The organism is Myxococcota bacterium, from assembly GCA_041389495.1.
Classification (GTDB): Bacteria; Myxococcota_A; UBA9160; order UBA9160; family UBA4427; genus JAWKRT01.
Genome location: JAWKRT010000005.1, coordinates 23,739 through 50,054, shown reverse-complemented (window position 1 = coordinate 50,054; position 26,316 = coordinate 23,739). Strand labels below are relative to the sequence as shown.

23 protein-coding genes are annotated in these 26,316 nt (G+C 72.2%); 6 read left to right on the top strand and 17 right to left on the bottom strand.

Translation table 11 applies throughout. The annotated features are described in order from the left end of the window. Nucleotides 1–29 precede the first annotated feature (29 nt). From R3E88_20085 to R3E88_20025, 13 genes are all read right to left on the bottom strand, one after another. Nucleotides 30–710 carry a Crp/Fnr family transcriptional regulator gene (locus R3E88_20085; GenBank protein MEZ4218782.1) on the bottom strand — a complete coding sequence of 227 codons (681 nt, stop codon included), beginning with the start codon at nucleotides 708–710 and terminating at the stop codon, nucleotides 30–32. 65 nt (nucleotides 711–775) lie between these two features. Next, nucleotides 776–1,909, bottom strand: coding sequence for a mannose-1-phosphate guanylyltransferase (locus tag R3E88_20080; protein MEZ4218781.1), 1,134 nt, complete (start codon nucleotides 1,907–1,909; stop codon nucleotides 776–778). A gap of 3 nt (nucleotides 1,910–1,912) precedes the next feature. Continuing rightward, nucleotides 1,913–3,229 (bottom strand): UDP-glucose/GDP-mannose dehydrogenase family protein, encoded by a 1,317-nt coding sequence (locus R3E88_20075; protein ID MEZ4218780.1) that lies wholly within the window; start codon nucleotides 3,227–3,229, stop codon nucleotides 1,913–1,915. Continuing rightward, nucleotides 3,226–4,227 carry an NAD-dependent epimerase/dehydratase family protein gene (locus R3E88_20070; GenBank protein MEZ4218779.1) on the bottom strand — a complete coding sequence of 334 codons (1,002 nt, stop codon included), beginning with the start codon at nucleotides 4,225–4,227 and terminating at the stop codon, nucleotides 3,226–3,228. Before R3E88_20070 ends, R3E88_20075 begins: the two co-directional genes overlap by 4 nt. Beyond that, complete coding sequence (locus R3E88_20065) at nucleotides 4,224–5,180, bottom strand: GDP-mannose 4,6-dehydratase (protein MEZ4218778.1); 957 nt, start codon at nucleotides 5,178–5,180, stop codon at nucleotides 4,224–4,226. The genes R3E88_20070 and R3E88_20065 overlap by 4 nt, the downstream gene beginning before the upstream one ends. After that, nucleotides 5,177–6,172, bottom strand: coding sequence for a GDP-mannose 4,6-dehydratase (gmd, locus tag R3E88_20060; protein MEZ4218777.1), 996 nt, complete (start codon nucleotides 6,170–6,172; stop codon nucleotides 5,177–5,179). Before gmd ends, R3E88_20065 begins: the two co-directional genes overlap by 4 nt. Further along, the gene (locus tag R3E88_20055; protein ID MEZ4218776.1) at nucleotides 6,169–7,260 is read right to left on the bottom strand and encodes an MraY family glycosyltransferase; all 1,092 of its coding nucleotides are present in this window, start codon (nucleotides 7,258–7,260) and stop codon (nucleotides 6,169–6,171) included. The genes gmd and R3E88_20055 overlap by 4 nt, the downstream gene beginning before the upstream one ends. 35 nt (nucleotides 7,261–7,295) lie before the next feature. Further along, nucleotides 7,296–8,147, bottom strand: coding sequence for a CpsD/CapB family tyrosine-protein kinase (locus tag R3E88_20050; protein MEZ4218775.1), 852 nt, complete (start codon nucleotides 8,145–8,147; stop codon nucleotides 7,296–7,298). 32 nt (nucleotides 8,148–8,179) lie between these two features. Continuing rightward, the gene (locus R3E88_20045; protein MEZ4218774.1) at nucleotides 8,180–9,064 is read right to left on the bottom strand and encodes an AAA family ATPase; all 885 of its coding nucleotides are present in this window, start codon (nucleotides 9,062–9,064) and stop codon (nucleotides 8,180–8,182) included. A 1-nt stretch (nucleotide 9,065) separates the two neighbouring features. Then, nucleotides 9,066–10,739 (bottom strand): hypothetical protein, encoded by a 1,674-nt coding sequence (locus R3E88_20040; protein MEZ4218773.1) that lies wholly within the window; start codon nucleotides 10,737–10,739, stop codon nucleotides 9,066–9,068. Nucleotides 10,740–10,769: 30 nt separating this feature from the next. After that, a complete protein-coding gene (locus R3E88_20035; GenBank protein MEZ4218772.1) occupies nucleotides 10,770–12,227 on the bottom strand; it encodes a hypothetical protein in 1,458 nt (485 codons plus the stop codon). A gap of 20 nt (nucleotides 12,228–12,247) precedes the next feature. Next, nucleotides 12,248–12,883, bottom strand: coding sequence for a polysaccharide biosynthesis/export family protein (locus R3E88_20030; GenBank protein MEZ4218771.1), 636 nt, complete (start codon nucleotides 12,881–12,883; stop codon nucleotides 12,248–12,250). Nucleotides 12,884–12,888: 5 nt separating this feature from the next. Then, nucleotides 12,889–14,307, bottom strand: coding sequence for a sigma-54 dependent transcriptional regulator (locus R3E88_20025; protein MEZ4218770.1), 1,419 nt, complete (start codon nucleotides 14,305–14,307; stop codon nucleotides 12,889–12,891). Between the two features lie 529 nt (nucleotides 14,308–14,836). Here R3E88_20025 and wecB point away from each other — a divergent pair. From wecB to R3E88_20005, 4 genes are read left to right on the top strand one after another with little or no spacing between them, the layout of a single operon-like run. Then, nucleotides 14,837–15,943 carry a UDP-N-acetylglucosamine 2-epimerase (non-hydrolyzing) gene (wecB, locus tag R3E88_20020; protein ID MEZ4218769.1) on the top strand — a complete coding sequence of 369 codons (1,107 nt, stop codon included), beginning with the start codon at nucleotides 14,837–14,839 and terminating at the stop codon, nucleotides 15,941–15,943. After that, nucleotides 15,940–16,845: an exosortase/archaeosortase family protein gene (locus R3E88_20015; GenBank protein ID MEZ4218768.1), complete on the top strand. Its 906-nt coding sequence runs from the start codon at nucleotides 15,940–15,942 to the stop codon at nucleotides 16,843–16,845. The genes wecB and R3E88_20015 overlap by 4 nt, the downstream gene beginning before the upstream one ends. After that, complete coding sequence (locus R3E88_20010; GenBank protein MEZ4218767.1) at nucleotides 16,842–17,522, top strand: EpsI family protein; 681 nt, start codon at nucleotides 16,842–16,844, stop codon at nucleotides 17,520–17,522. Before R3E88_20015 ends, R3E88_20010 begins: the two co-directional genes overlap by 4 nt. A gap of 10 nt (nucleotides 17,523–17,532) precedes the next feature. After that, nucleotides 17,533–18,771: a glycosyltransferase family 4 protein gene (locus R3E88_20005; protein ID MEZ4218766.1), complete on the top strand. Its 1,239-nt coding sequence runs from the start codon at nucleotides 17,533–17,535 to the stop codon at nucleotides 18,769–18,771. Here the strand turns inward: R3E88_20005 and R3E88_20000 are convergent. From R3E88_20000 to asnB, 4 genes are all read right to left on the bottom strand, one after another. Then, on the bottom strand, nucleotides 18,768–19,898 hold the full coding sequence (locus R3E88_20000) for a glycosyltransferase family 1 protein (protein MEZ4218765.1): 1,131 nt from the start codon (nucleotides 19,896–19,898) through the stop codon (nucleotides 18,768–18,770). The two genes, R3E88_20005 and R3E88_20000, sit on opposite strands and share 4 nt — an antisense overlap. Before the next feature lie 8 nt (nucleotides 19,899–19,906). After that, nucleotides 19,907–21,316, bottom strand: a complete 1,410-nt coding sequence (locus tag R3E88_19995; GenBank protein MEZ4218764.1) for an SAM-dependent methyltransferase — start codon at nucleotides 21,314–21,316, stop codon at nucleotides 19,907–19,909. After that, nucleotides 21,313–21,600, bottom strand: a complete 288-nt coding sequence (locus tag R3E88_19990; protein MEZ4218763.1) for a hypothetical protein — start codon at nucleotides 21,598–21,600, stop codon at nucleotides 21,313–21,315. The genes R3E88_19995 and R3E88_19990 overlap by 4 nt, the downstream gene beginning before the upstream one ends. A gap of 100 nt (nucleotides 21,601–21,700) precedes the next feature. Further along, nucleotides 21,701–23,539 carry an asparagine synthase (glutamine-hydrolyzing) gene (gene asnB / locus R3E88_19985; protein MEZ4218762.1) on the bottom strand — a complete coding sequence of 613 codons (1,839 nt, stop codon included), beginning with the start codon at nucleotides 23,537–23,539 and terminating at the stop codon, nucleotides 21,701–21,703. A gap of 130 nt (nucleotides 23,540–23,669) precedes the next feature. Here asnB and manA point away from each other — a divergent pair, with 130 nt between their 5' ends. After that, a complete protein-coding gene (gene manA / locus R3E88_19980; GenBank protein MEZ4218761.1) occupies nucleotides 23,670–24,884 on the top strand; it encodes a mannose-6-phosphate isomerase, class I in 1,215 nt (404 codons plus the stop codon). After that, nucleotides 24,881–26,311: an oligosaccharide flippase family protein gene (locus R3E88_19975; GenBank protein MEZ4218760.1), complete on the top strand. Its 1,431-nt coding sequence runs from the start codon at nucleotides 24,881–24,883 to the stop codon at nucleotides 26,309–26,311. The genes manA and R3E88_19975 overlap by 4 nt, the downstream gene beginning before the upstream one ends. The last annotated feature ends 5 nt before the right edge of the window (nucleotides 26,312–26,316 follow it).

The window sequence follows — 26,316 nt, the reverse complement described above, 5'->3', positions numbered from 1 at the left end:
CGCGAGCAGGCGCGGCGCGGCGGGCGCGATCAGGAGGAGTAGCCGGCGTCGAAGCCCTCGACGGGCACGACGTACCGCTTGCCCTCCTGCTGGAGCCAATCGTCCTGCTTGAGCTGCTTGACCACGCGCGTGACGGTCTCGCGCGAGGTGCCGATCATGTCGGCGATCTGCTGGTGGGTGAGCGCCGGCGTGATGCGACGCCCGTCGGCCTCGGTCTTCGCGATGCGGTCGAGCAGGCCCTGGGTGCGGGCCTTGACGCGCTGGAAGGACATCGAGCTCGCCTGCTCGTCGGTCTCGCGCAGCCGCGCGATCAGCGCGCCGATCACGGACAGCGCGAAGTCGGGGCTGCGGCGAAGCACGTCGAGCACGTCGCGCCGCGAGAGCGCGAGCACGCGGCAGTCCTCGAGCGTCTTGACGCTCGCCGACCGCGGCTCCTGGTCGAACAACGCCATGTCGCCGAAGAAGTGCCCCGTCTCCATGAAGCTCAGGATCTTCTCGCGCCCGTCGTCGGACGCCTTCGTGACCTTCACGCGTCCTTCGCGGATCACGTACATGTAGTCGCCGGGAAGCCCTTCCTCGACGATCGTGGTGTGCTTGGGGAAGCGACGCTCGATCACGACGCGCGCGAGCGCCTCGAGATCGTCGTCGTGAACCTTGCTGAAGAGCTGGATGGAGCGAAGCGACTCGAGCGCCTCCGAACGCGTCGACATGAGCGACCCCTCCCCTTCCGGTCCCGCCCCGGTACTCGCCGCCGGCTTGCGGGAGGATGCCGTCCTCAGGTGAGATCGGCCCGTCCGCGCCTTCCGAGCTCGGCGACGAGGCGCCTTACGTCCGCACTGCGCTCGAGCCGGGTGACGAGAATCACGTCGCCCGTATCGACCACCGCGAGCCCTTCTACACCGAGCAATGCGATCAGCCGCCGATCGCCCCACACGAGGTTTCCCGCGGCGCCGTCGCAGAGGACATCGCCGGCGACGACCCGGTTCCCGGCGACGCCGGCTCGCGCGTCGACACCGAGCTCGGCGGCGAGCGATGCCCACGTCCCGACGTCGCTCCAGTGGAAGTCGACGGGGAGGGTCCAGACGCGCCGGCTGCGCTCGAGCACCGCGACGTCGACCGGCAGCGATGGCGCGCGCCGATAGGTCGCCTCGATCGCCGCGCGGCCGCGCGCGGAGGCGCCTCGAAGCGGCGCGAGCGCACGGTGGAGATCGGGCGCGCAGACTTCGACCTCGCCGAGGAGCGCTTCCGCGCGCCAGACGAACACGCCCGCATTCCACAGGTGCCGACCACCGCGCAGGTAGCGTCGCGCGCGGGCGGCATCGGGCTTCTCGACGAAGCGCGCGACGCGCCGCAGGCGCGGGTGCGCGGGCCCGACCGGTGCGCCCACCTGGATGTACCCGTACCCGGTGTCGGGACGCGTCGGCACGACGCCGAGCGTGACGAGCACACCTTCGCACGCCGCGGCGGCGGCCGCGGCGCGCACGTCGCGTGCGAACGCGCGCGCGTCGGGGATGTGATGGTCGGCCGGGAGCACGGCGACGACGGCGTCGGCGTCGCGCTCGGCGATGACGTGGCTCGCCCACGCGCACGCGAGCGCGGTGTTGCGACGCCGCGGCTCGACCAGGACGTGCCCGCGCGGCAGTCCGGCCGCGCGGCGCACGGCGCTGGCGTGCTCGCTCCCGCACACGATCCACGTCCGCGCCGGCGGCGCGAAGTGCCGCGCGCGTTCGAGCGTCGCCGCCAGCAGCGACTTGCCGCCGACCACCTGCAGGAACGGCTTCGGGTGGTGGCGGCGCGAGGCGGGCCAGAAGCGCTCTCCCGCGCCGCCCGCGAGGATCACGGCGTGCACGTTCGCGCCCGCGCGCGGCGCGGCGTCCGAGTGCCGCGAGGTCGAGCTCGAACGCGCCACGCTTCAGCGCCCGACGCTCACGTAGTGGAAGCCGGCCTCGCGCATGCGCGCCGGGTCGTAGATGTTCCGGAGGTCGAACATCACGGGGTCGCGCAGCCGCTCCTTCACGCGCTCGAGATCGAGCATCCGGAACTGGTTCCATTCGGTCACGATGACGAGCGCATCGGCATCGCAGCACGCCTCGTAGACGTCCTTGCACATCGTCACGTCGGGGAGCGCGGCGCTGGCGGCCGCCATCGCCTGCGGATCGAACGCCTGCACCGACGCTCCGCGCGCGAGGAGCGCGCGGATGATCCCGATCGCGGGGGCCTCGCGGATGTCGTCGGTCTCGGGCTTGAACGAGAGGCCGAGCACGGCGAAGGTCCGGCCGCGGACGTCGCCCTCGTACGCCGCGAGCAGCTTCTCGACCATGCGCTCGCGCTGGCGCTCGTTCACGCGGATCGTCGCCTCGACGATCTCGAACGGCTGTCCGAGCTCGCGCGCGAAGTGCGCCGCGGAGAGCGTGTCCTTCGGGAAGCACGAGCCGCCGAAGCCCGGCCCCGCGTGCAGGAACTTCGAGCCGATGCGCCGATCGAGGCCCATCGCGCGCGCGACGGCCTGCACGTCGCCGCCGACGCGCTCGCAGAGCCCCGAGAGCTCGTTGATGAAGGAGATCTTCGTGGCGAGGAACGCGTTGGCCGCGTACTTCGAGAGCTCCGCCGTCTCGACGTTGGTGAGCACGAAGGGCGTCTCGTTGAGATAGAGCGGACGGTACAGGTCGCGGAGGATCGCGAGCGCATGCTCGTCGCCGGGTGCGGTTCCGATCACCACGCGATCCGGCCGCATGAAGTCGCCGATCGCGGCGCCCTCGCGCAGGAACTCCGGGTTCGAAGCGACGCTGAAGTTCGCCGGCTCGCCGCGGCGATCGAGCTCCTCCTGGATCCATGCCCGCACGCGCGCCGCCGTCCCGACCGGAACGGTGCTCTTCGTGACCACGACCTTGTAGCCGTCGATCTGCCGGCCGATCTCGCGCGCGACCGACTCGACGAACGCGAGATCCGTACTTCCGTCCGCCGCCGGCGGCGTGCCGACCGCGATGAACACGACGAGCGCGTTGCGGATCGCCTCCGCGGTGTCCGTCGTGAACGTGAGGTGGCCGGCGCGGACGTTGCGCACGACGATGTCGTCGAGCCCGGGCTCGTAGATGGGCATGTCGCCGCGCTCGAGCGCAGCGATCTTGTCCGCATCCTTGTCGGCGGCGGTCACGCGGACACCGAACTCGGAGAAGCAGGCGGCCGTGACGAGCCCGACGTAGCCCGATCCGACGACGGTGACGTTCATCGTGCGCTCTCCCTTCGTTCGGGCGCGCGCGCGCCCGCCGCGGCCGCCTCGTCGAGCTCGGCCTTCGTGAAGCTCTCGACCGTGCGACGGAGCCCCTCTTCGAGGTCGACCGCCGCCCGGAAGCCCATGCGTCCACTCGCGCGAGAGGTGTCGGCGACGCTGTCGCGCACCTCGCCCGCGCGCTCGGGGAAGTGCTCGATCGCGAGCGGACGTCCCACGCAGCGACCGACGAGCTCCGCGAGCTCGGAGATCGACGTGGCCTCGCCGCGCGCGACGTTGATGATCTCGCCGGCGATGCCGGCGGTCTGCGCGGCCACGTGGCACGCGCGCGCGATGTCGCCCACGTAGACGAAGTCGCGCGTCTGGCCCCCGTCGCCGTAGATGCGCACCGCTTCCCCGCGCACCGCCGCCAGGGCGAAGCGCGGGACCACGGCCGCGTAGTCGCTGTACGGGTCCTGTCGCGGGCCGAAGACGTTGAAGAAGCGCAGCGGTACCGCCTCGAGCGCGTAGAGCTCGCCGTACAGCCGGCAGTACTGCTCGCACGTCCGCTTCTGCAGCGCGTACGGGGACGCGGGCCGGGGGGGCAGCGTCTCGAGCTTCGGGAGCTCGGGCCCGTCGCCGTAGATCGCGCAGGACGACGCGAACACGACCCGCTCGACGCGCGACGCCCGCGCGGCGTCGAGGACGTGCAGCGTCCCTTCGACGTTGATCGCGTTCGTGCGCGCCGGCTGCGCGACGCTCTCGACCACGGATGGAATCGCGGCGAGGTGATGGATCCAGCGGACGCCCTTGGCGGCGCGATGGACCGCGTCCGCATCGCAGACGGAAGCGTCGATGATCTCGCAGTCCGCCGCGCCGACCGCCGCGAGGTTCGCGCGGGAGCCGCGCGAGAAGTCGTCGAGCACGCGGACCTCGAGCCCCTCCGCGAGGAGGTGCTCGACCAGGTGCGAGCCGATGAAGCCGGCTCCTCCCGTGACCAGCACGCGATCCGCGCTCACGCCTGCACCTCCAGCCACGCGACGAAGCGCGCGATGCCGTCGTCGAAGCTCGTCCGCGGCGCGTAGCCGAGGGCGACCCGCGCGGCCTCGATGTCCGCCCACGTCTTCGACACGTCGCCCGTCTGCCGCGGCAGGCGCTCGATGCGGGGCTCGACGCCGAGCGCCTTCGAGAGGCTCTCGATCATCTCGGCCACCGTCACGGTCCGCCCCGCGCCGAAGTTGAAGACGCCCCATTCGGGGCCGCGATCGAGCGCGCGGACGACGCCGTCGACGACGTCGTCGATGTACGTGAAGTCGCGCTGTGCCGAGCCGTCGCCGTACACCGGAACCGGCTCGCCCGCGCGCATGCGCTCCGCGAACTTCCGCACCGCGAGATCGGGCCGCTGGCGCGGACCGTAGGCCGTGAAGAAGCGCACGCACGCGACCGACAGGGCGTGCGCGTGATGGAAGGCGTGCGCGATCAGCTCCCCCGCCTTCTTCGTCGCGGCGTACGGCGAGATCGGATGGTCGACGCGGTCGCTCTCGCGGAAGGGCCCGTCGCTGCGCTCGCCATAGACCGACGACGACGACGCGAACACGAAGCGCGGCGCACCGTGCCGCACCGCGGCTTCGAGCAGGATCGTCGTCCCGTTGACGTTCACGTCGGCGTAGGCGGCCGGACGTTCGAGGCTCGGTCGCACGCCGGCGAGCGCGGCGAGATGCACGACGCCGTCGAAGCCGCGCGCGAAGAGCCGTTCCACGAGCGCGGCGTCCCGGATGTCGCCCTCGACGAGCTCGAAGCGCGAGCTCGCGGCGGCGGCGGCGAGGTTCGCGCGCTTGAGCGGAGCGGGGTAGAACGGGTCGAACGAGTCGAGGCCGACGACCGTCCGCCCCTCGGCGAGCAGGCGATCGACGAGCGTCGAGCCGATGAAGCCCGCCGCTCCCGTCACCAGCACGTGCTCGCGCGCGCTCATCGCGTCCCGGGGCCTCCGATGCGCCGCCCGCTCGCGCGCTCCTGCCGCTCGACGTCGGCGTCGACCATCATCTCGACGAGCTCGCGGAACGAGACGCGCGCGCGCCAGCCGAGCTTCTCCTGCGCCTTGCGCGGGTCGGCGAGCAGCGTGTCGACCTCGGCCGGCCGCAGGAAGCGCTCGTCGACGCGGACGAAGTCCGCCGGGTCGAGGCCGACGCGTGCGAAGGCGATCTCGAAGCAGTCGCGCACGGAGTGCTGCACGCCCGTTCCGATCACGTAGTCCTCGGCGGCGCCCTGCTGCAGCATGAGCCACATCGCCTGGACGTACTCGCCGGCGAAGCCCCAGTCGCGCTTCGCCTCGACGTCGCCGAGCGGCAGCGCGTCGGCGAGCCCGAGCTTGATGCGCGCGACGTGCTCCGTGACCTTGCGCGTCACGAACTCGCGACCGCGGCGCGGCGACTCGTGGTTGAACAGGATTCCCGACACCGCGAACAGGTCGTAGCTCTCCCGGTAGTTCACCGTGATGTAGTGACCGTAGGTCTTGGCGACGGCGTACGGGCTCCGCGGGTAGAAGGGCGTGTCCTCGTTCTGCGGCGTGGCGCGCACGCGGCCGAACATCTCGGAGCTCGACGCCTGGTAGAAGCGCATCGTCGGGTCGACCTGGCGGACCGCGTCGAGCAGGCGAGTGACACCGAGCGCGGTGAACTCGCCGGTGAGCGACGGCTGCGCCCACGACGTCGGCACGAACGACTGCGCCGCGAGGTTGTAGACCTCGGTCGGCCGCGACCGCCGAAGGGCGTCGACGAGCGAGCTCGGGTCGAGCAGGTCGGCCTGATGGAGCACGACCTTCCCTTCGAGGTGCGCGATGCGCTCGAACGTCTCGGTGCTCGAGCGGCGCACCATGCCGTGCACCTCGTAGCCCTTCTCGAGCAGGAACTCGGCGAGGTACGAGCCGTCCTGGCCCGTGATGCCCGTGATGAGTGCGCGGCTCACGCGCCATTCCCTCCCTTCGGCGTCGCCTTCGCGGCGTCGGCGCGGTGCACACCGAGGTTCCGCAGCAGGCGCGCCGTCAGCACGACGACGGCGACGAGGAACACGAACGCTGCCGAGCCCTCGAGCTTCGTGAACGACACGGCGATCACGCAGAAGCACGCCGTCAGGAAGTAGAGCGCGAGCACCGCGCCGCGGTCGGAGCCCTCGGCTTCGAGCAGGCGGTGGTGCATGTGCTGGCGATCGGCGTCGAAGATCGGCTGTCCGGCGCGCCACCGGCGGAGGATCGAGAGCGCCGTGTCGAGCAGCGGAACCGCGAGTGCGAGCAGCGGCACGAGGAACGCCATGATCGACGCCTTGCGGTAGCCGCCGACGTAGCCCTCGAGCGCCACGAGCGAGAGCGAGTAGCCGATGAAGAGCGCGCCCGTGTCCCCGAGGAAGATGCGCGCGGGCGGGAAGTTGAACGGCAGGAAGCCGAGCAGCGCACCGACCAGCGTGACGCCGAGGATCATGCCGACCGGCTGGTCCGCCTGCGCGCAGATGATCGCGAGCGTCGCGGCGATGATCGCGCCGACGCCGGTCGACAGGCCGTCGAGGCCGTCGATGAGGTTCATGGCGTTCGAGACCGCGACGATCCAGAACGTGGTGATCATCGCGGCGAACCAGAACGGGAAATCGAACACCTCGCCGGTGAGCGGCTCGCGGAACGACTCGATCACGTAGCCGTAGCGGACGGCGAGCAGACCGGCGCCGACCTGGAACGCGAGCTTCGCCCACGGCGAGAGCGTCCACCGGTCGTCGAGCACGCCGGCGGCGAGCACGGCGAAGCCGCCGACGAGGAAGCCCTCGATCTGCGCGATCCGGACGTAGTCCTCGCCGAGCGCGATCACGGCCGCCGCGAGCCCCACGGCGCACCCGAGCGCGACCGCGAGACCGCCGAGCAGCGGCATGTCCTCGCGCCGGCTCACCTTGCGCTCGTTCGGCCGGTCGATCGCGCCGATCTGCCGCGCGAGCAGCGACACGACCGGCGTCGACATCGCCGCAACGGCGCATGCCACGACGAACGGAAGGATGAGCTGGAACGGGTTCACGAGGGCCTCGGGGGGTTGGCACCTGGCGCGCGAGATCAGTAGTAGCCGTAGCGTTCGCGCGTCTGGTCGACGCCGTTCAGGACGAGGCCGAGCACGCGCCGGCGGTCGAGCACCTCGAGTGCCGCGTGCACGTCCTCGCGCGGCGTGACGTCCGCGCGCACGACCATCACGAGCCCGTCGCAGAGCTCGCTCACGATCTTCGCGTCGGGAAGCCCGAGCGTCGCCGGCGTGTCGAAGATGACGCGGTCGTAGCGCGACGCCGCCTCTTCGATGAACGCCTGCATGCGCGGGGACGCCAGGAGCTCCGACGGGTTCGGCGGGAGGAACCGCACGCCGACGACGTCGAGGTTCAGGTTGTCGACCTTCACGACGGCCTCGTCGAGCGTGTTGCGATCGAGGAGGATCTCCGCGAGCCCGGCCCGGGCATCGATGGCGAGCGAGGTCGCGATCTTCGGGCGGCGCAGGTCGCAGTCCACGAGCAGCACGCGTCGCCCGAGGCTCATCGCCGTGACGATGGCGAGGTTGATCGACGCCGTGCTCTTGCCCTCGTGCGCATTCGCGCTCGTGACCGCGATCGTGCGGATCGGCCGCTGTGCCGCGACGGAATCGATCCGGCCGCGCAGCATCCGGAACTGCTCCGCCACGTAGGAGTCGGGCTGGAGGATCGCGATCCTCCGCTTGTTGACGTCGTTGGCCGTGTCGATCACGGCGTTGGTGGGATTGCGCCGGAACCAGCGCTGGAAGAACGACGCGCGCGGCTGGGGCTCGTCGAGGACGTCGCTCGCGGCGTCGTCCCAGTGCACGGGAGCCGGCGCCGACGCGTCCGCGCCGAGCTTCCGCTTGCGCTCCTCCTCGGCGCGCTTCATCGCTTCGTAGACCTTGGCCATACGCCCTTCCTCGCTCGATCGCTCTCGCCCGCCTAGCGGAAGAGCCCGAGCCAACCTCGTCGACGCGACGACGACTCCGCGCCCTTCGATCCGTCGCCATCGGCGCGCGGCACGAGCTCGAGGTCGGCCGCGACCTCGCGCACCGCATCCGCCCCGATCGTCCGCTGCCCGCGCGAGTAGCCGAGCAGGAGCGCGCCGTCGCAGAGCGAGTTCACGAGGCGCGGAACGCCTCCGGACGCCTCGTGCACGGCGCGCAGGGCGGCCTTCTTGAACAGGCCGCCTCCCGTGTATCCCGCCTTCCCGAGCCGGTCGGCGATGTAGCGCTCCGTCTCCGCCTCGTCGAAGGGCCGCAGGTCGTGACGCAGCGCGATGCGCTGGCGGAGCTGTCGGAGCTCCGGCCGCGCGAGCATCTCCTTCAGCTCGGGCTGCCCGACCAGCATGATCTGGATCAGCTTCGAGCGCGGCGTCTCGAGGTTCGAGAGCAGCCGGATCTCCTCGAGCATCTCGGCCGAGAGGTTCTGGGCCTCGTCGACGATGAGCAGCGGCGTCGGGCTTCCCGCCTCGAGCCTCTCGATGAGGAACCGGTTGAGCGCGAGCAGGTACTCCGCCTTCGTCGCGCACTTCTGCTCGATGCCGAGCTCCTCGAACAGCATGCGCAGGAAGTCGAGTGGCTCGAGCCGCGGGTTGAAGATGAACGCCGACGGCGTCGCGGCATCGAGCTGTCCGAGCAGCGCGTGCAGCAGCGTCGTCTTGCCCATCCCCACCTCGCCCGTGAGCAGGACGAAGCCCTTGCCCGAGCGCACGCCGTAGACGAGCGTCGCGAGCCCTTCGCGGTGCGCCTCGCCGAGGTGCAGGAACGACGGGTCGGGCGTCAGCTCGAACGGGTCGCGGACGAAGCCGTAGAACTCCCGGTACACGTCAGAGCTCCGGCTCGGCTTCGCCGCCGCGGTCGCCGCGCCGCGCACCCGGCTCGCGCAGGAGATCGAGCGCGCGATCGCGCACCTTTGCTGCGCCCTCGTCGTCGGCCTCGACCACCGCTCCTCCCGACGCGCCGTTGACGACGAAGTACGAGACGACGCCGCCGAGCATCATGAACAGCGTGATCGCCGCAGCGACCCCGAGATTGCGCAGCCACCGGCGCCGCCGCGCCGCGATGTCCGGTGCGAGCAGGATCGCCGGGATGCTCGCCAGCACCGGGATGCCGACCTCGTTCTGCAGCTGGACGGGGCCGTGCACCGAGCTGTCCGCGCTCTCGGCCACCACGGCCGCCGCGACGCCGAGGCTCATGCCGATCATCAGGGCGACGACCAGGATGACGATGCGGTTCGGCGCGCTCGGCTGCATCGGAGGGAAGGCGGGCTCGATGACGCGGAACTGCTCGGCGAGCTGTCGTCGCTCGAGGTTCGCGCGCACCTCGGCCTCGAGGCGGCGGTTGTTGAAGTCGCCGAGCTGCTGACTCAGGGAGTGGTGCGAGCGCGTGAGCGCCTCGAGCTGCTCGGCCACGCGCGGGGTCGCCTCGAGCTGCTTCTGCAGGTCCGCGATCGTCGAATCCAGGCGCTCGATCTCGAGCTCGGCGGTCTGGATTCGCGTCTGGGCCCTCTGCTGCTGCGCGAGCGCGCCGCGCTGGGTCGCCGTCTTCGGCTCGCCCTCGGCCGGCGCGCCGCGGGCGGCGTCCTGGCGGATGCTCTCCTTGACCTCCGCGATCTCCTGCAGCGTGACGATCACGTCCGGGTGCTTCTCCGTGAAGCCGCGCGCGCGCAGCGCGTCGAGCGCGAGCTCGAGCTGCTGCAGGCGTCGCCCGGGGCTCACGTCCTCCGAGCCCCCGTCGCTCGCTCTCGCCTGGTTGCCCCAGAAGGCCTCGTCACTGCGCGCCGTGTCGAGGTCCCGCTGCGCGACCCGCTTCGCCTCGTGTGCGCGCTCGATCAGCCGCTGCGTCTGCATCATGTCCTCGGGAAGGCTCCCGGGGTTCGCGTCCTTGACCTCGGCGATGCGCGCTTCGACGTCCGCGATCTGCTTCGCAAGCCGCTCCTGCTCGGCGGCGATGAAGTCGAGGCTCTTCTGCGAGACCTGCACGCGCTCGCTGATGTGCTCCTGGATGAAGTCGTTGGCGAGACGCTGCGCGACGTTGGCCGCGACGCGCGCGTCGCCCGACGCGAACTCGACGCGGAACGTGTTGATCTCGATGTCGCGTCGGGTCCGCAACGTCGCCTCGAGCTCGGGAAGGACCGGTACGACGGCGACCTTGTCGCGCATGAGGTCGATGACCTCGTCGCGCGTCATGCTGCGCGACTCGTCCTCGTAGAGCGCCAGGTCGTCGATGACGCGCGAGAGGCGCGGGCGCGACAGGATCTGGGCGCTCATCAAGTGCAGGCGGTCGTTGAGGTCGGTCTCGGCACCCGTCGTCTTCACCAGGCCCTGGTCGACCGTCTGGGGCTGCACGAGCAGCGTCGCGTAGGCTCGGTACTCGTTGGGCAGCGCCATCGCGATCCAGAATCCGACCAGGAAGATCAGTCCTGCCGTCGCAGCGATCATCACACCGCGGCGCCGCAGCGCTCCGGCGAGGTCGAGCTGGAATCCGGATTCGACGTTCATGGCCTGTCTACCTGGTCTTCCTGTGCGTCTCTAGAAGCGGATGGGGGCGAAGTCGTAGTCGAGTCGCAGAGCGACGATGAACCACTGCACGTTCCGCTGATCGTTGACCGCGCTCTCGCGCGACTGCAGGCGGTGCCGGAAGTCCAGCGTGGCCGAGAGGTGGCGTGAGAAGCGCCTCGTCGTTCCGATCACGGTCGTGAACTGCTCGTTCTGGGCACTTCGGGGGCGTCGCACGGTAAGGACGGCGACCGGAAAGGCAAAACCGGGGTCCGTGGCCGATGCCGTGACGATGACGTCCGCGACCTGGACGCTCGTCCCGAGGCGTTCGCGGCGGGTCCACGCGGTGCCGGCGAAGACGTTCCAGAGGTCGTCGATCCGATAGTCGAGATTGAAGCGGACGGTATCGCGCACCGAGGTTCCGCCCTCGCCCGACACGACCGACTGGGCGCGCGAATACCGCAGCGTGACCTCGAACTCCTGCCAGCGCTTGGAGAGGAGCGCGCTCGCGAAGAACGTGGCGTCGTTGCGGGTCGGCTCGGCACCGGGGAGGGCGATGCGAACGATCGACGTTCCCGACGCCGGCGCGGCTCCTGCCGGAAGCGAGTCGCAGCTGCTCGCGAGGAACAGCCCCACTCCGATCTGCACGTCGCACGCGTTGATGTCGCGGTACTCCGGCGGGTCGCCGCTGCTCCTCGACGGACTCTCGAACGCGATGCGCGTGTCCGAATCGGTCTCGACGAAGCTCGGTCCCCCAGACAGGGCGACGCGGAACGACTCGTCGAAGACGTGCTCGAGCGTGAGCGCGGCGTCCCAGATGCGCGACCGCGAGCCCGCCACTCCTCTCACCGACGCGAAGCTCTGGTAGGCGAATCCGCCCGAGACACCCACGGAGTCGGCGGGCGTGAGCTGATAGGACAGGCCTCCTCGTGCCCCCATGGTGAGTGCGTCGTTGCGGAACCGGTCGTCGTCGAAGTCGATCCAGTCGTTCTGGAGATCGATCGAGCCGCTGATGCGACGGGAGAATGCGTGCCGAACCCGCAGGTCGAGCGTGTTCCGGAGGAACCGATCGCGCTCGCCGTCGAGCGTGTCGGCGCCGTTGCGACTCTCGTCGATCGTGAAGCGGATGTTGCGGAGATCGCGGAAGGTCTCCTTCACGTCGATCCGCGTGCGGGGTGAGAGCGCGTAGCCTCCGGTGACGTCGAGCTGCTGCTCGTACGCGTCGAGCCCGGATGCGTTCGCGTACCAGGCGTACGTACCGAGATAGCGTGTCGCATAGGTCAACCGTCCGTACGGGTCGCTCAGCTCGAGCGACGGCCCGAGGCGAACCAGGTACGAATCGATCTCGCCGCGCGCACGACCCACGACGTTCGAGTTGTACTCGTTGTCGACGACGACGGAGAAGCGCGCCTCCTCGGCGGACGCGCGCACACCGAAGAGGCACGCGATCGCGAGCCCTCCGAGGGCGGCGCGGCGCCGGCCGTGTCGCATCGCGCGGCAGTCCACGGCGGTCAGTCCGGGACCACGACCGTGTCGCCGGGCTCGAGCAGCATGTTCGAGCCGGGCGCACGGCCCTTGATGAAGGCGTCGTAGTCGAAGCCGTACTGGACCTGCCGGCCGTCGCGGTTGCGGAGCACGCGGATGTCGCCCTTGCGCGCGAAGGGCGTGAAGCCGCCCATCGTCGCGATCGCGTCGAGCACGCGCGTGTTGCGCTGGAGGGGCACGAGGCCCGAGCGCGCGACGCCGCCGCCGACGACGGAGACGACGTTGCTGCGCATGTCCTTGACGAGCACGTTCACGTGCGGCGCGACGATGAACTCGGCGAGGCGCTCCTCGATCACGGCGCGCAGCTCGTCGGGCGTGAGCCCCTCGGCCTGCACGTCCTGCAGCAGCGGCATCGAGATCTTCCCGTCGCTGCGCACGAGCGCCTCGGTCGTGAGCTGCTCCTGCTTCCAGACCGTGATCTGGAGGACGTCGGGGATGCCGATCACGTACTCCTCGACCTCGCCGACGACGCGGTCGGGGGGCGGGGGCTCGACGGGCGTCGCGCACGCGAGCACGGTGAGGCTCGCGAGCAGCGCTGCACCGCACAGGGCCCCCGCGCGCAGCGGCGAAGTCGTTCCGATGTCCATGCGCTCGCGTCCCATCGTCCTCACCGGCCCTCCGAGAGGCCGTTCTCCTTCATCTTGTAGAGCAGCGCCTTGTAGGAGATCTTGAGCCGCTCGGCGGCCTCCTTCCGGTTCCAGCGCGTCTGCCCGAGCACCTTCTCGATCACGCGCTTCTCGGCGATCTGCGCCGCGCGCTTCGAGATGGCCTTCAGGTCCATCGTGTCCTCGTCGTCGAAGTCGACGCCGAGCGCGGAGAGGTCGAGCATGTCGCCGCCGTCGGCCGCGGCCTCCTCGGGCTCCGCGAGGTGGATCTCGGACAGCACCGCCTGCTCGCTCCCGAGCACGACGATGCGCTTCACCATGTTCTCGAGCTCGCGGATGTTGCCGGGCCAGTGGTACTGCATGAACAGTCCCACGGCCTCGCCCGACAGCGCGACGACCGACTTGCGGTACTGCTCGTTGTACTTCTCGAGGAAGTGCTCGACGAGCAGCGGGATCGCGTCCTTGCGTTCGCGGAGCGGAGGCAGGTTCACCGTGACCACGTTGAGGCGGTAGTAGAGGTCTTCGCGGAAGCTTCCCTCTTTGACCGCCTCCTCGAGATTGCGGTTCGTCGCCGCGATGATGCGCGTGTCGACCTTGACGTCGGCCTCGCCGCCGAGCCGCGAGAACTCGCCGTCCTGGAGCACCTGCAGCAGCTTCGCCTGCAGCGACGGGTGCATCTCGCTGATCTCGTCGAGGAAGATGGTGCCCTGGTTCGCGTACTCGAACTTGCCGAGCTTGCGCTTCTGGGCGCCGGTGAACGCGCCCTTCTCGAAGCCGAAGAGCTCGCTCTCGAGGAGCTCGCTCGGCAGCGCCGCGCAGTTCACCTTCACGAACGTGCGCGAGCGACGACCGGACAGCTGGTAGAGCGCGCGGGCGACGACCTCCTTGCCCGTGCCGCTCTCGCCGCGGATGAGCACCGTGATGTCGGTGTCCGCGACCTGCTCGATCATCTCGCGGACCTCCTTCATCCGCGGGTTGTCCCCCCAGAGAAGGAGCATCTCGGCCTCGCTCCTCACGCGACCGCGCAGCTCGGCCACCTCTTCCTTGAGCTTCGAGTTCTCGAGCGCCTTCTGGAACGCGATCTCGAGCTCCTCGACCTCGAACGGCTTGCGCAGGAAGTCGGAGGCGCCGAGGCGCATCGCGTCGACGATCGTGCGCGCCTGGCCGTGGCCCGAGAGCATGACGACGGGGACGTCGGGAAGCCGCTGCTTGAGCCGGCGCAGCGTCTCGAGCCCATCCATCCCGGGGAGCACGACGTCGAGCGTGATCACGTCGGGGCGCGACTCGTGGAGCTTCGCGAGCGCGTCCTCGCCGGTCGCGGCCGAAGACACCTCGTACCCCTGCCGCGAGACCGCGGCCTCGAGGTAGTCCCGGATGCCCGGGTCGTCGTCGATCACCAGGACGCGAAATCGTTCCGCCATGGAACCTGTCTTCCTCACCCGGCTGGGTCCCTTTCCGGGCAGCGCTCGCAGCGGCCGGCTCGTTATTCGCTTCCGGATCCGCGGCCTCGAGCGCACCGGCGCTAGGGACTTCCTCCGGGCCTGAACCGCTCCGGAGCTGCAGAAGGGCCCCGAAGTGTGAAAGATTCTTCTCGTTGTGGGAAGAAGAGTCTCCTCTGGGAACGTAGGTTCCCTCTTCGGCGGCACAGGTGGCGCGTTTACAGCGAAATTTCTCGCAACCGCCACCGCCGACGCGCACCTGGACACCCAGCTTGCGGGTGGGAGCGCATCCGATCCGATGTGGATTCCTCCCGCCCCGGAACGGGACGGTCGCGGGAGCGGCCGCTCGCGGCCCAGCGGCGCCGCGACGAGGCGCTGCCCGACGGGCACGGACGCCGGAAGACGGTGACGGCGCGGGACTGGACGACGGCCCCCCCGAACCCCTAAGGAGTGGACCCCGCCCGCGACGAAAGTCCGGCGGCCGTCCCGGATCGAGGAGACCAGCGCGCGCATGCCGAACCGGAAGATCCGCATCCTCGCCGTCGCGGGCGCCCGGCCCAACTTCATGAAGATCGCGCCGCTGCTGCGCGAGATGCACGCGCGCGCGAGCTTCGAACCCGTCCTCGTCCACACCGGCCAGCACTACGACGAGGCGATGTCGGAGGGCTTCTTCCGCGACCTCGGGATCCCGCGCCCCGACGTGAACCTGGGCGTCGGGTCCGGCGCGCACGGCGCGCAGACGGCGGAGGTGCTCGCGCGCATCGAACGCGAGCTCGTCGAGCGACGGCCGGACGCCGTGCTCGTGGTGGGCGACGTGAACTCGACGCTCGCCGCGACGCTCGCCGCGGTGAAGCTCCACATCCCCGTCGCGCACGTCGAGGCCGGACTCCGCAGCGGCGACCGCCGCATGCCGGAGGAGATCAACCGGCTGATGACGGACGTCGTGTGCGAGTGGCTGTTCACGACCGAGCCCGCGGGCGAGGAGAACCTGCTGCGCGAGGGCATCCCGCGCGAGCGCATCCACTTCGCGGGCAACGTCATGATCGACACCCTGCTCGCGAACGTCGAGCGCGCGCGCGGGCTCGACGTGCTCGCGCGGCTCGGCCTCGACCCGGGCGCCTACTGTGCCGTCACGCTCCACCGCCCGAGCAACGTCGACGATCCGGCGCGCCTTCGCGAGCTCGTCGAGATCCTCGAGGAGCTCAACGAGCGGCTGCCCGTCGTCTTCCCCGTGCACCCGCGCACCGCGAAGGCCATCGAGGGCCTCGGGCTCGGCCGCGCACCGCGCTTCACGGCGCTCGAGCCGCTCGGCTACCTCGAGTTCCTCGCGCTCGTCTGCGACGCGAAGGTCGTGCTGACGGACTCGGGGGGCCTGCAGGAGGAGACGACCGCGCTCGGCGTCCCGTGCCTCACGCTGCGCGACTCGACCGAGCGCCCCGTCACCGTGACGCACGGGACGAACACGGTCGTCGGCCTCGACTCGGCCGTGCTGCGCCGCGAGCTCGCGCGACTCTTCGCCGGCGAGACGAAGGCGGGCCGCATCCCCGAGAAGTGGGACGGCCGCGCCGCGCAGCGCATCGTCGACGTCCTCGAACGCGACCTCGGCGGAGCGCGATGAGCGCGAGCGCGCCGGCGCGCGGCGGCGGACGCCCGGCCGACGCGGGCGCGCGCTCCCGCACCTGGGTCGCCTTCGCGGCCGCCGTCGCCGCACTCGTCGCCGTGTACGGCCAGATCCTCCGCTACATGGTCCTCCACTGGACGCAGGTCGAGGACTACCAGCACGCGTTCATCGTCGCCCCGCTCGCGCTCTACTTCGCGTGGGAGCGGCGCGCGAAGCTCCGGCGCGTCGCGCTCGACGGGAGCTGGCTCGGCCTCGTCCCGCTCGCGCTCGGCGTCGCATCGCTCGCGGTCGGAAGGCTCGGCGTCGAGCTCACGACGATGCGCGCGGGCTTCGTGCTGTCGCTGATCGGTCTCGTGCTGCTGCTGCTGGGACGCGAGGTGTTCCGGATCCTCGCCTTCCCGCTCCTGTTCCTCTTCCTGATGATCCCGCTGCCGCAGTCGCTCGTGAACGTCGTCGCCTTCCCGCTGCAGCTCGTCGCGGCGCGGGCCGCGGTGGCCGCGATGCAGGCGCTCGGCATCCCCGTGCTCCTCGAGGGCAACATCATCCACCTCGCGCAGACGTCGCTCTTCGTCGAGGAGGCGTGCTCGGGCCTGCGCTCGCTCACGGCGCTCGTCACGGTCGGCGTCCTGTTCGCGTACTTCTTCCGCAAGTCGCTCGGCGAACGCGCCATCCTCGTCGCATCGACGATCCCGATCGCGATCCTGGTGAACGCGTTCCGCGTCGCGCTGACCGGCGTCCTCGCGCACGCGTACGGCGAGCAGGCGGCCACCGGCGTCGTGCACGAGCTCCAGGGTGTCGCCACCTACGTCATCGCGCTCGCGATCCTGTTCGCCGAGGCGGCGCTGCTCTCGAAGCTCTGGAGGCGTCTCCCCGCGCGCGTGCGGAGGGCGCTCGCGTGACGCGGATCGCCGCCGCCTTCGCGTTCATCGCGCTCAACGCGTTCGTCTACTCCTATCTCGGGACGCGCGAGGTCGTGCCGCCGCGCGAGACGTTCGCGGCGTTCCCGCGCGACCTCGCCGCGTGGAGCTGTGCGCGGCCGCTCGAGATGGAGCAGGAGGTCCACGACGTCCTCGGCGTCACCGACTACCTGCTGTGCGACTTCGCGCCGCGCGACGCGGGCGATCCCCGCGACGCGCGCTCCGTCACCGTCTACGTCGGCTACCACGCGAGCCAGGTGCGGCGCTACGACGAGAGCGGCGACAAGGTGACGTCGATCCATCCGCCCGAGCACTGCCTGCCGGGCGGCGGCTGGAGCATCATGAACCGCGCGATCGTCCCGATCCGTTCGGGCGGCCTCGAGGGCGAGGCCAAGCGCTTCGTCATCGCCAAGGGCGACGCGCGCTCGCTCGTGTACTTCTGGTACCAGTCGAACGGCCGCGTCTTCGCGCGCAATCACGAGGTCATCCTGTACAAGTTCTGGGATCGCGCGACGCGCGGACGCAGCGACGGCGCCCTCGTGCGGCTGACCGCCCCCTTCCGCGAGGGCGAGGCGGGCGACGAGGAGGCCGCGGAGCGCGCGATCCTCGATCTCGCGCGCGACCTCACCCCGCGCTTCGATCCGTATCTCCCCCGCTAGGCGCGACGTCGTGAAGATCCTCTTCCTCACGCACTACTTCCCGCCGGAGGTGAACGCACCGGCGAACCGCACTCACGAGCACGCGCGCCGCTGGGCCGCAGACGGTCACGACGTCACCGTGATCACCGGCGTCCCCAACCATCCGCGCGGCGAGCTCTTCCCCGGCTACGAGAACCGCTGGCTCCAGCGCGAGGAGCGCGACGGCATCCACGTCGTGCGCACGTGGATGTACGTGACCGCGAACGAGGGCTTCCTGCGCCGCACCGCGAACTACGTGCTGTTCGCGATCACGGCCGTGCTCGCCTCGTTGCGCGTCGAGCGGCCCGACGTCGTCGTCGCGACGAGCCCGCAGTTCTTCTGCGGGCTCGCGGGCGCCGTCGTGTCGTGGCTGCGCTGGCGCCCGTTCGTGCTCGAGGTGCGCGACCTGTGGCCCGACTCGATCGTGCAGCTCGGCCAGCTGCGCTCCCCCGCGATCGTGCGCGTGCTCGAGGCCGTCGAGACCGCGCTCTACCGGAGCGCCGCCGGCATCGTCGTCAACACGCGCGCGTTCATCGACCACATCGCGGGTCGCGGCATCGCGCGCGAACGGATCGAGCTCGTCTACAACGGCATCGACCCGGATCTCTTCGCACCGCAGCCGCGCGACGAGGCGCTGCTGCGCGCGAATGGTCTCGAGGGCCGGCGCGTGGTCGCGTACATCGGCACGCTCGGCCTCGCGCACGGCCTGCGCACGATCCTCGACGCCGCGGAGCGGCTCCGTGGCGACGCGCGCATCGCATTCGCACTGATCGGCGACGGCGCGGACCGCGCGGCCCTCGAGCGCGAGGTCGCCGAGCGCGGGCTCGAGAACGTGCACCTGCTCGGGCTGCGCCCGCGCGCCGAGGTGCCGGCGTGGATCGCGTCGAGCGACGTGCTGCTCGTGCTGCTCCGCGACCTCCCGGTCTTCGAGACCGTCATCCCGTCGAAGCTGTTCGAGTTCTGGGCGCAGGAGCGGCCGATCGTGCTCGCCGCACCCGACGGCGAGTGCCGGCGCCTCGTGGTCGAGGCCGACGCGGGCACCGCCATTCCGCCCGAGGACGCCGCGGCGCTCGCCGCCGCGATCGAGCACATCGAGCGCGAGCCCGCCGAGGCCTCGCGACGCGCGCGCAACGGGCGCGCGCTCGTCGAGCGCGAGTTCGTCCGCGACGCCCTCGCCCGCCGCATGCTCGCGTTCCTCGAGCGCACGCTCGCGCGGACGACGGGCGCCTAGCGTTCGGCGAGCACCTCGGCGAACAGCCCGCGCAGCCCCTCCGCGCTCCGACGCCACGTGAAGCCCGCGGCGCGCTCGCGCGCGGCGCGACCGAGCGCGGCCGCGCGCGCGGGGTCGCGCGCCAGCGCGAGCAGCCCGTCCGCGAGCGCGGCGACCTCGAACGGGTCCGCGTAGGCGACGGCATCGCCCGCGATCTCGCGGAACACGGGGATGTCGGCGGCGAGCACGGGCAGACCGCTCGCCATCGCCTCGACGAGCGGGTGGCCGAACGTCTCGAGGTAGGACGGGAAGACGAAGGCGTCGGCGTGCGCGTACCACGCGCGCACGTCCGCGTACGCGACCTCGCCCAGCAGGTGGATGCGCGGTGCGCGCGGGCCGGCCGCCTCGCGCGCACGCTGCATGTCGCGCGCGTGCACCGCGTCGTGCGCGTCGCCCGCGATCACGAGGTCGGGAAGCTCGGGCTCGACCGCCGCCGCGCGTGTCCACGCCTCGATCAGCCGCACGAAGTTCTTGTAGCGGTAGATCGAGCTCACCGACAGGAAGTACGGCCGTGCGAGCGGCCGCGCCCCGCTCGGCTGCGACCACGCCTCGACGTCGATGCCGTGGTGGACGACGCGGCGCTTTGCCTCGGGAATCCCCATCCGATCGCCGATCCAGTGCGCGGAATCGTGCGAGACGAAGAGGATGCGCGCACTCCGCCGCGCGGAGAGCGCGGCCATCGCACGCAGCGTCCCGAGCCGGATGCGCTGGTGCAGCGGCCAGCCCTGGTCGAGGCGCGTGAAGGCGTTCGGGTTGCGGAAGCTCGCGATCGTCGGGAAGGGCGCGGCGAGCGGCGTCCACTCGGCCGCCGAGAAGTACAGGTCGGCCCCCCACCGCGCGGCGCGACGGGCCGCCTCGAGGTACACGAAGCGGAACGCGCCGAGCCACCCTGCCGCCGGCAGCACGTCGATCTCGAGGTTGGGCGCCTGCGGCATCGCGCGCACCAGCGGCGGATGGCGCAGCACGACGCGAATGCGCCATTCGGGCGCGATCTCGACGAGGTGGGGCACGACGTTCACGAGGTAGGTGAAGCCGCCTCCGCGAACGGCGGTCGAGCCGTCGACGACGATGCGCGCGGACGCGTCCATCGCGCGCGTCAGCCCGCCCGCCGCGTCATGCGGTAGAGCACGCGCTCCGAGCCCTCGATCGCGGTCGCCGACTCGATCGCGAACCAGGGCGCGAACGCGGCCTCGAACGGCGCCCGTGCGTAGTCGGGGAACACGTCCTCCCGCGTCGCGAGCATGCGCGCGACCTGCGAGTCGGACTTCGGCACGAACTCGACGACGAGCGCGCGCCCGAGCCGCGCGAAGTACGCCGCGATGCGATCGAGCGGGACGTTGGCCCCGATCGCGAGGTGGTGGACGAGCGCGAGCGCGAGCACGAGGTCGGCCGGCCCGCGCGACGCGAGCGACGCGCGCTCGTCGTGCGCGAAACCCTGGTCGGGGCTCGGGTTCGCGAGGTCGAGCCGGAGCGGCAGGAGGCGCTCGTCGCGCCGTTCGACCGCGCCTTCGTACGCGCGCTCGACCGCGGCGGCGTCGACGTCGAACGCGACGGCGTAGGCGCCGCGCTCGCTCGCGAGCCGCGTGAACACGCCCGTGTTCGCGCCGAGGTCGAAGACGAGGCGCGGCTGCACGCCGTCGATCGCGCCCGCCACCGCCGCGCGCTTCGCCGCGAAGGCCGCGTCGTCGTAGTTCGTGTCGGCGTAGTAGTCGCCCCAGGCCGTCGTCGGGAGTGCGAGCGCGAGCCCGCGCACCGTCGACTCGAGGCTCGCGACGAGCCCCTGCATCCCGCGCTCGCTCACGCGCGCGCGCGCGGCCCGGCCCGCTTCGGCGGGCGCGCGCGCGTCGTCGGCGTGCGCGCGCTGATAGCGCGCGTGCAGGTGCAGGTGCGCGAAGAGACCCGGCCGCAGCCGCGTTCGCCACGGCAGGGCGCGCGACGCGAAGTCGAGCGGAACGCCCTCGAGCCACGACCGCAGCAGCGCGAGCCAGCGCACGTCGCCGTGGGCCGCGAGCGCGAGCGGCGCGACGAAGTGCTCGCAGAACTGGCGATAGGCGACCCAGGGACGCCCCGGCTCGTAGACCTCGAACGAGAGGTGGTCGATGAAGACCGCCCGGTGCCCGACGAACTGCACGTTGTAGGCGCTCGCGTCCTTGAGCGTCATCCCGCGCGCGAGCGCCTCGATCTGCACGCGCAGCGTGAGCAGCGCCGCCGCGCGCAGCTGGGCGAAGCCCCACTCGTAGGGGTGCGACACGAAGGGCAACGGCTCGGGCCGCAGCACGGCGACGGCGCCCGGCGCCGCCGCGTGTTCGAGGCCGACCTCCTCCTGCGCGACGAGGAGACCTTCGCGCGCGAGATCGACGTACAGCCCCGAATCGACTGCGCGCCGGTAGTGCGCGGCATGGCGGGCGGCGACCTGGCGGTACAGCACGCCGTCGCGCCGGAAGACGAAGCCGCTCGGGTCCCGGAACGAGGCGCCGTCGCGCGTTGCCGCCGCCGCGTGGGTCACGCGTCGTCCGGCTCGCTCCGCGCCGCTCCGTCGCGCCCGTCCGGCGCGCGCCGCGCGGCCGCGTCGTCGTCCGGCGCGCCGCCGAAGAACGCCCGGATGCGCCGCCAGTACGTCTTCGTCGCGAGCGCCGCGCCCGCGACCCCCGCGACGAGGGCCTGCACGAGCATGCTGCCCGTACCCGGGTCGATGTAGGCGGCGGCGGGCGAGGCGACCAGTAGCGCGGCGACGAGCACGAGCGCGGCCACCGCGCGGCGGCGCCGCGCGCGGACGCGCGGCGCGGACACGGACGGGGCTCGCTGCGGCGATCGCGTGGGCACGGCGGCGCTCCGGCGGATGTCGCGCGCGGCGGCGCGGCGCGCGGCGCGCATGCTAGCAGCCGCCTCGCTATTCGAGGAAGTGCGCGAGCACGTGCAGCAGCCACACGCGCGAGAAATGCAGGCGCCCTGCGCGGAAGCTGCGCTCGAGCGCGCGCATCGCGTCGGGGCGCAGGGCCTCGTGGCGCGGCAGGCGCAGCTCGATGCCGCCGCTGCGGAGCCAGTGATCGAAGGGCAGCGTGAAGCCCTGCTTCGGCCGGTTCCACAGCGCGTCGGGAACGGGCGGTACGGGCGCCTCGCGCAGGAAGCGCTTCGCCGGCCCCATGCGGCGCTGCTGCGGCTGCACGGTGCACAGCGACTCGAGCAGCGTCCGGTCGACGAGCGGCGTCCGCACCTCGAGCGAGTGCCGCATGCTCACGGCGTCCGTGTCGCGCAGCAGCTGCGAGCGCAGGTACTGCGAAAGCTCGAGCGCGCTCACGCGCTCCCGCTCGTCGAGGCGCGCGACGTCGACGGTCGCGCGCAGCTCGTCGACCGCGCCTTCCGCCGCGTGCGCGAGGTCGGGCGCGAGCAGCCGCCGCACGTCCTGCTCCGAGAAGATCGAGCGCTCGACGAAGTAGGCGCCCGCGTCGTCGCCGCCGTGGCGCAGGGCCTTCGCGACGCGGCCCGCGACGCTCCCGCCGACGCGCCACTCCGCCGCGCGCGCCGCCGCGCGCAGCGCGAAGCGCGGAACGACGTCGAGCCGGTCGTGCGCGCGGCGGATGCGCGGAATGCGATCGAACGTGCCGTACCCCCCGAAGAGCTCGTCGCCGCCCACGCCCGATACGGCGACCTTGAGGCCCGCGCGCACGGCCGCCTCCGACACGAAGTACGTGTTCACGCCGTCGACCGACGGCTGGTCGAGCGCACGGATCGCATCGGGCATGCGGTCGCGGACGTCGTCCGCGCGGATCGGCACCTCGCGGTGGTCGGTGCCGTACTGGCGGGCGGCCTCGCGCGCGAGCTCCCCCTCGTCGAGCGCCGCGACGTCGAACGACAGCGTCACGGTCCGCACCTGCGCGTCGCGCTCGGCGAGCAGCCCGACGAGCGCGGACGAGTCGACGCCGCCGGACAGGAAGGCCCCGACCGGCACGTCGGCCTCGAGGTGCGCGCGCACGCTGTCGCGCAGCAGCTCGCGGATGCGCACGCCGGCCTCGACGTCGCTCATGGCGCGCGCGCGCCCGAAGGCGTCCTCGAGCGCGTAGTAGGCGTGCGGGCCGTCGACGCCGCCGCGCCCGACGCGCAGGTAGGCGCCGGCCGGCAGCGCACGGATGCGGCGGTAGAGCGTGCGCGGCGCGGGGATCGATCCCCAGACGAGGTACCGGGCGAGCGCCTCGACGTCGAGCCCGCCGTCGTCGACGACGCCGCGAAGCGCCTGCACCTCCGACGCGAAGCAGAGCCGGTCGCCGTCGATGCACGTGTAGAGCGGCTTGATCCCGAGCGGGTCGCGCGCGAGCACGAGCTCCTGCGTCTCGGCGTCCCACAGTGCGAACGCGAACATGCCGCGCAGGCGGTCGAGCAGGCCGAGCCCCCACGCGCGGTAGCCGTGCAGCAGCACCTCGGTGTCGGAGCCCGTGCGGAAGACTGCACCGTCCTGCTCGAGCTCGCTGCGCAGCGCGCGGAAGTTGTAGATCTCGCCGTTGAAGACGACGTGGAAGCGGCCGTCGGCCGTCGCCATCGGCTGGTGGCCGGCGGGGGACAGATCGATGATCGAGAGGCGCCGGTGCCCGAGCCCGATGCGCCCGCTCGGGTCGAGCCAGGCGCCGGCGTCGTCCGGGCCGCGATGCGTCTGGGCGTCGCGCAGCGCGACGAGCTCGCCCTCGTCGACGCGGGTCGAGCGGCGGTGGTGGACGATGCCGGCGATGCCGCACATGCGCGCCGGGAAGTAGTGAAGTCGCTGTGGAATCGCTACCCACCGGCACGCGCGCGCACACGGGCGCCGGCGTCCGATCCGGCGCGCACCGGCCCGGGCCCGCGCGCCGGGCGGGCGGAGAGGTCGGGCGTTGGACCGCATTCGGCGACTGCACGGGCGCGTGCGCAGCTACGCGTGGGGCTCGCACCGAGCACTCGCCGAGCTCTGCCACCGCCCGTCGCCCACGCCCGAGCCCGAGGCCGAGCTGTGGTTCGGTGCGCATCCGAGCGCGCCGTCCGCGCTGTGGCTCGACGACGAGGGCGTCGAGACGACGCCCCTCGACGCGTGGATCGCGCGCGACCCGGCCGCCGCGCTCGGCGCCGAGACGGCGCGCGCCTTCCGGGGCGAGCTCCCGTTCCTGCTCAAGGTGCTCGCCGTCGAGCGCGCACTCTCGATCCAGACCCATCCCAACGCCGAGCGCGCCGCGCGCGGCTTCGAGCGCGAGAACCGCGAAGGCATCGCGCTCGACGACCCGCGCCGCCGCTACCGCGACCCGCACGCCAAGCCCGAGCTCGTGTGCGCGCTCTCGCGATTCGAAGCGCTCTGCGGCTTCCGGCGCGCCGAGCGCGTGCACGAGTCGCTCGCGCCGCTGCGCGCGCCCGCGCTGCGCGGCGTGCTCGACGCGCTCGAGCGCGGCGGCGTCGCGACGGGATTCCGCGCGCTCCTCGAGCTCGCCGACGACGACAAGCGCGCGATCGCCGCGGAGGCGGCGCGCAGCGGAGCGCGCGACGCGTCGCCCGGCGCCGAGCTCGTGCGGCGCCTCGCCGCCGACTACCCCGGCGACGTCGGCGTGCTGGCCCCGCTCTGGATGCACCACGTCGCGCTCGCGCCGGGCGAGGCGCTCTTCCTCGACGCGGGCGAGATCCACGCCTACCTGCGCGGCGTCGCCGTCGAGCTCATGTCGAGCTCCGACAACGTGCTGCGCGGCGGGCTCACCTCGAAGCACGTCGACCCGGCCGAGCTGCTCGCGAACCTGCACTTCGAGACGCGGCCGCCCGAAGTGCTCCACCCGGCGCCGACGTCGCGGCCCGGCTCGCGACGCTATGCGGCCGCGACGAACGCCTTCGCGCTCGAGGTGCACGACCTCGCGTCGGGGCCGCTCGCGCGCGAGGACGGGCCGGGCACCGCAGAGATCGTGCTCTGCGCGAGCGGCGGCGCGAGCGTGCGCGACGCGCGCGCAGGGCGCGCCCTCCCCCTCCCGCGCGGCGCCGCCGCATGGATCCCGGCCTGCGCCGGGGCGCACGCGATCGAGGGCGCGGGCGAGCTCTTCGTCGCCCGGGCCGGCGGCGAGGCGAACGGCGCGTGAGCCTCGGCGGCAGCTTCGTCCGCGGCTCGGTCTACCTCGGCGGCAGCCAGCTCGTCGTCAACGCCGCCAACTTCGCGATGCAGATCCCGATCGCGCGCTTCCTCGGGCCCGCGGAGTACGGGCTCTACGCGCTCTGCTTCGCGATCGACCAGGTGCTGAACGTGGTCGGCGCGTTCTCGATCTCGTTCGCGCTGATCCAGTCCGACGAGGAGGTCGGCCAGCGCGAGTACGACACGGCCCTCGTGCTGTGCGCGCTGCAGGGTGCGGCCGGTCTCGCGCTCGCCGCCCTCGCCGCGCCCGTACTCGGCGCGCAGCGGTCGGCCGACGCGGGCTGGATGCTCGTGGCCCTCGCGTTCGCACGCGTCTTCCGGCTGCTCGCGCAGGTCCCGCAGGCGGAGCTCGAGCGCTCGCTGCGCTACGGCGCGGTGTCCGGCATCAACACGGTCGTCGGGACGGCGCCGAACGTCGTCGCGGTGGTGCTCGCCTGGCGCGGGCTCGGCGCCTGGAGCCTCGTGGGGCGCGACGTGCTCGTGACGCTCCTGCTCGCCGCCGCGAGCTTCTCCGTCTCGTCCTACCGCTTTCGCGGCGCGTGGAGCACCGAGGCGAGGGCTCGGCTGATGGACTTCGCGCGGCCCATGTTCTGGTCGCGCGCGATCGAGATCGCGCTCGAGCAGCTCGACCGCGCCGCGGTCGCGCTCGCCTTCGGCAACCAGCCGGCCGGCTACTACCACGCCGGGCGCTTCGTCGCGGAGGCGGGCTTCGTCGCGACCCGGCCCGTCGAGCGGTTGAGCCTCAACCTCTATGCGCGCGTGCAACGCGACCCGGCGCGGCTCGCGCGCGCCTGGAGCCTCACCAACTACTTCCTGCTGCGCACGATGCTCGCGGGCGCGGCCGCGCTGCTCGTGTTCCCGGACGTGATCGCGCGCCTGCTCTACGGCGACGGCTGGGACGACGTGGGCGACGTGCTGCGCTGGCTCGCGCTCTACGCCGGGCTCTTCCCCGTCTTCCACAACGCGAAGAACCTGCTGTACGGCACGGGCGCGGTGCGCGAGATGGTGCGCGTGCGCTACGTGCAGCTCGCGGTCTTCGTCGCGAGCGTCGGCGCGGCGGCGTGGGTCGGGAGCGTCGCGGCCATGGCGGCCGCCCTGCTGGCGACGACGTGCGCATCGCTCGCGCTCGCGTGGCAGCGCGCCAGCCGACGCGTCGCGCCGCCTCCGCGCGCCGACCTCGTCACGCCCTTCGCCGTGCTCGCGGTGGTCGCGCCCGGCCTGCGCACCGCGAGCGCCGCCGGCGCGCTCGACGCCCTGCCGCCGCTCGCGCTTCCGCTGCTGCCGCCGGTCGCGTTCGCCGCGCTCGTGCTCGCGATCGAGGGTCGCCGCCCGCTCCGCGAGCTCGCCTACCTGCGCGCGCAGGCCCGGGCTCGCTAGGCTCG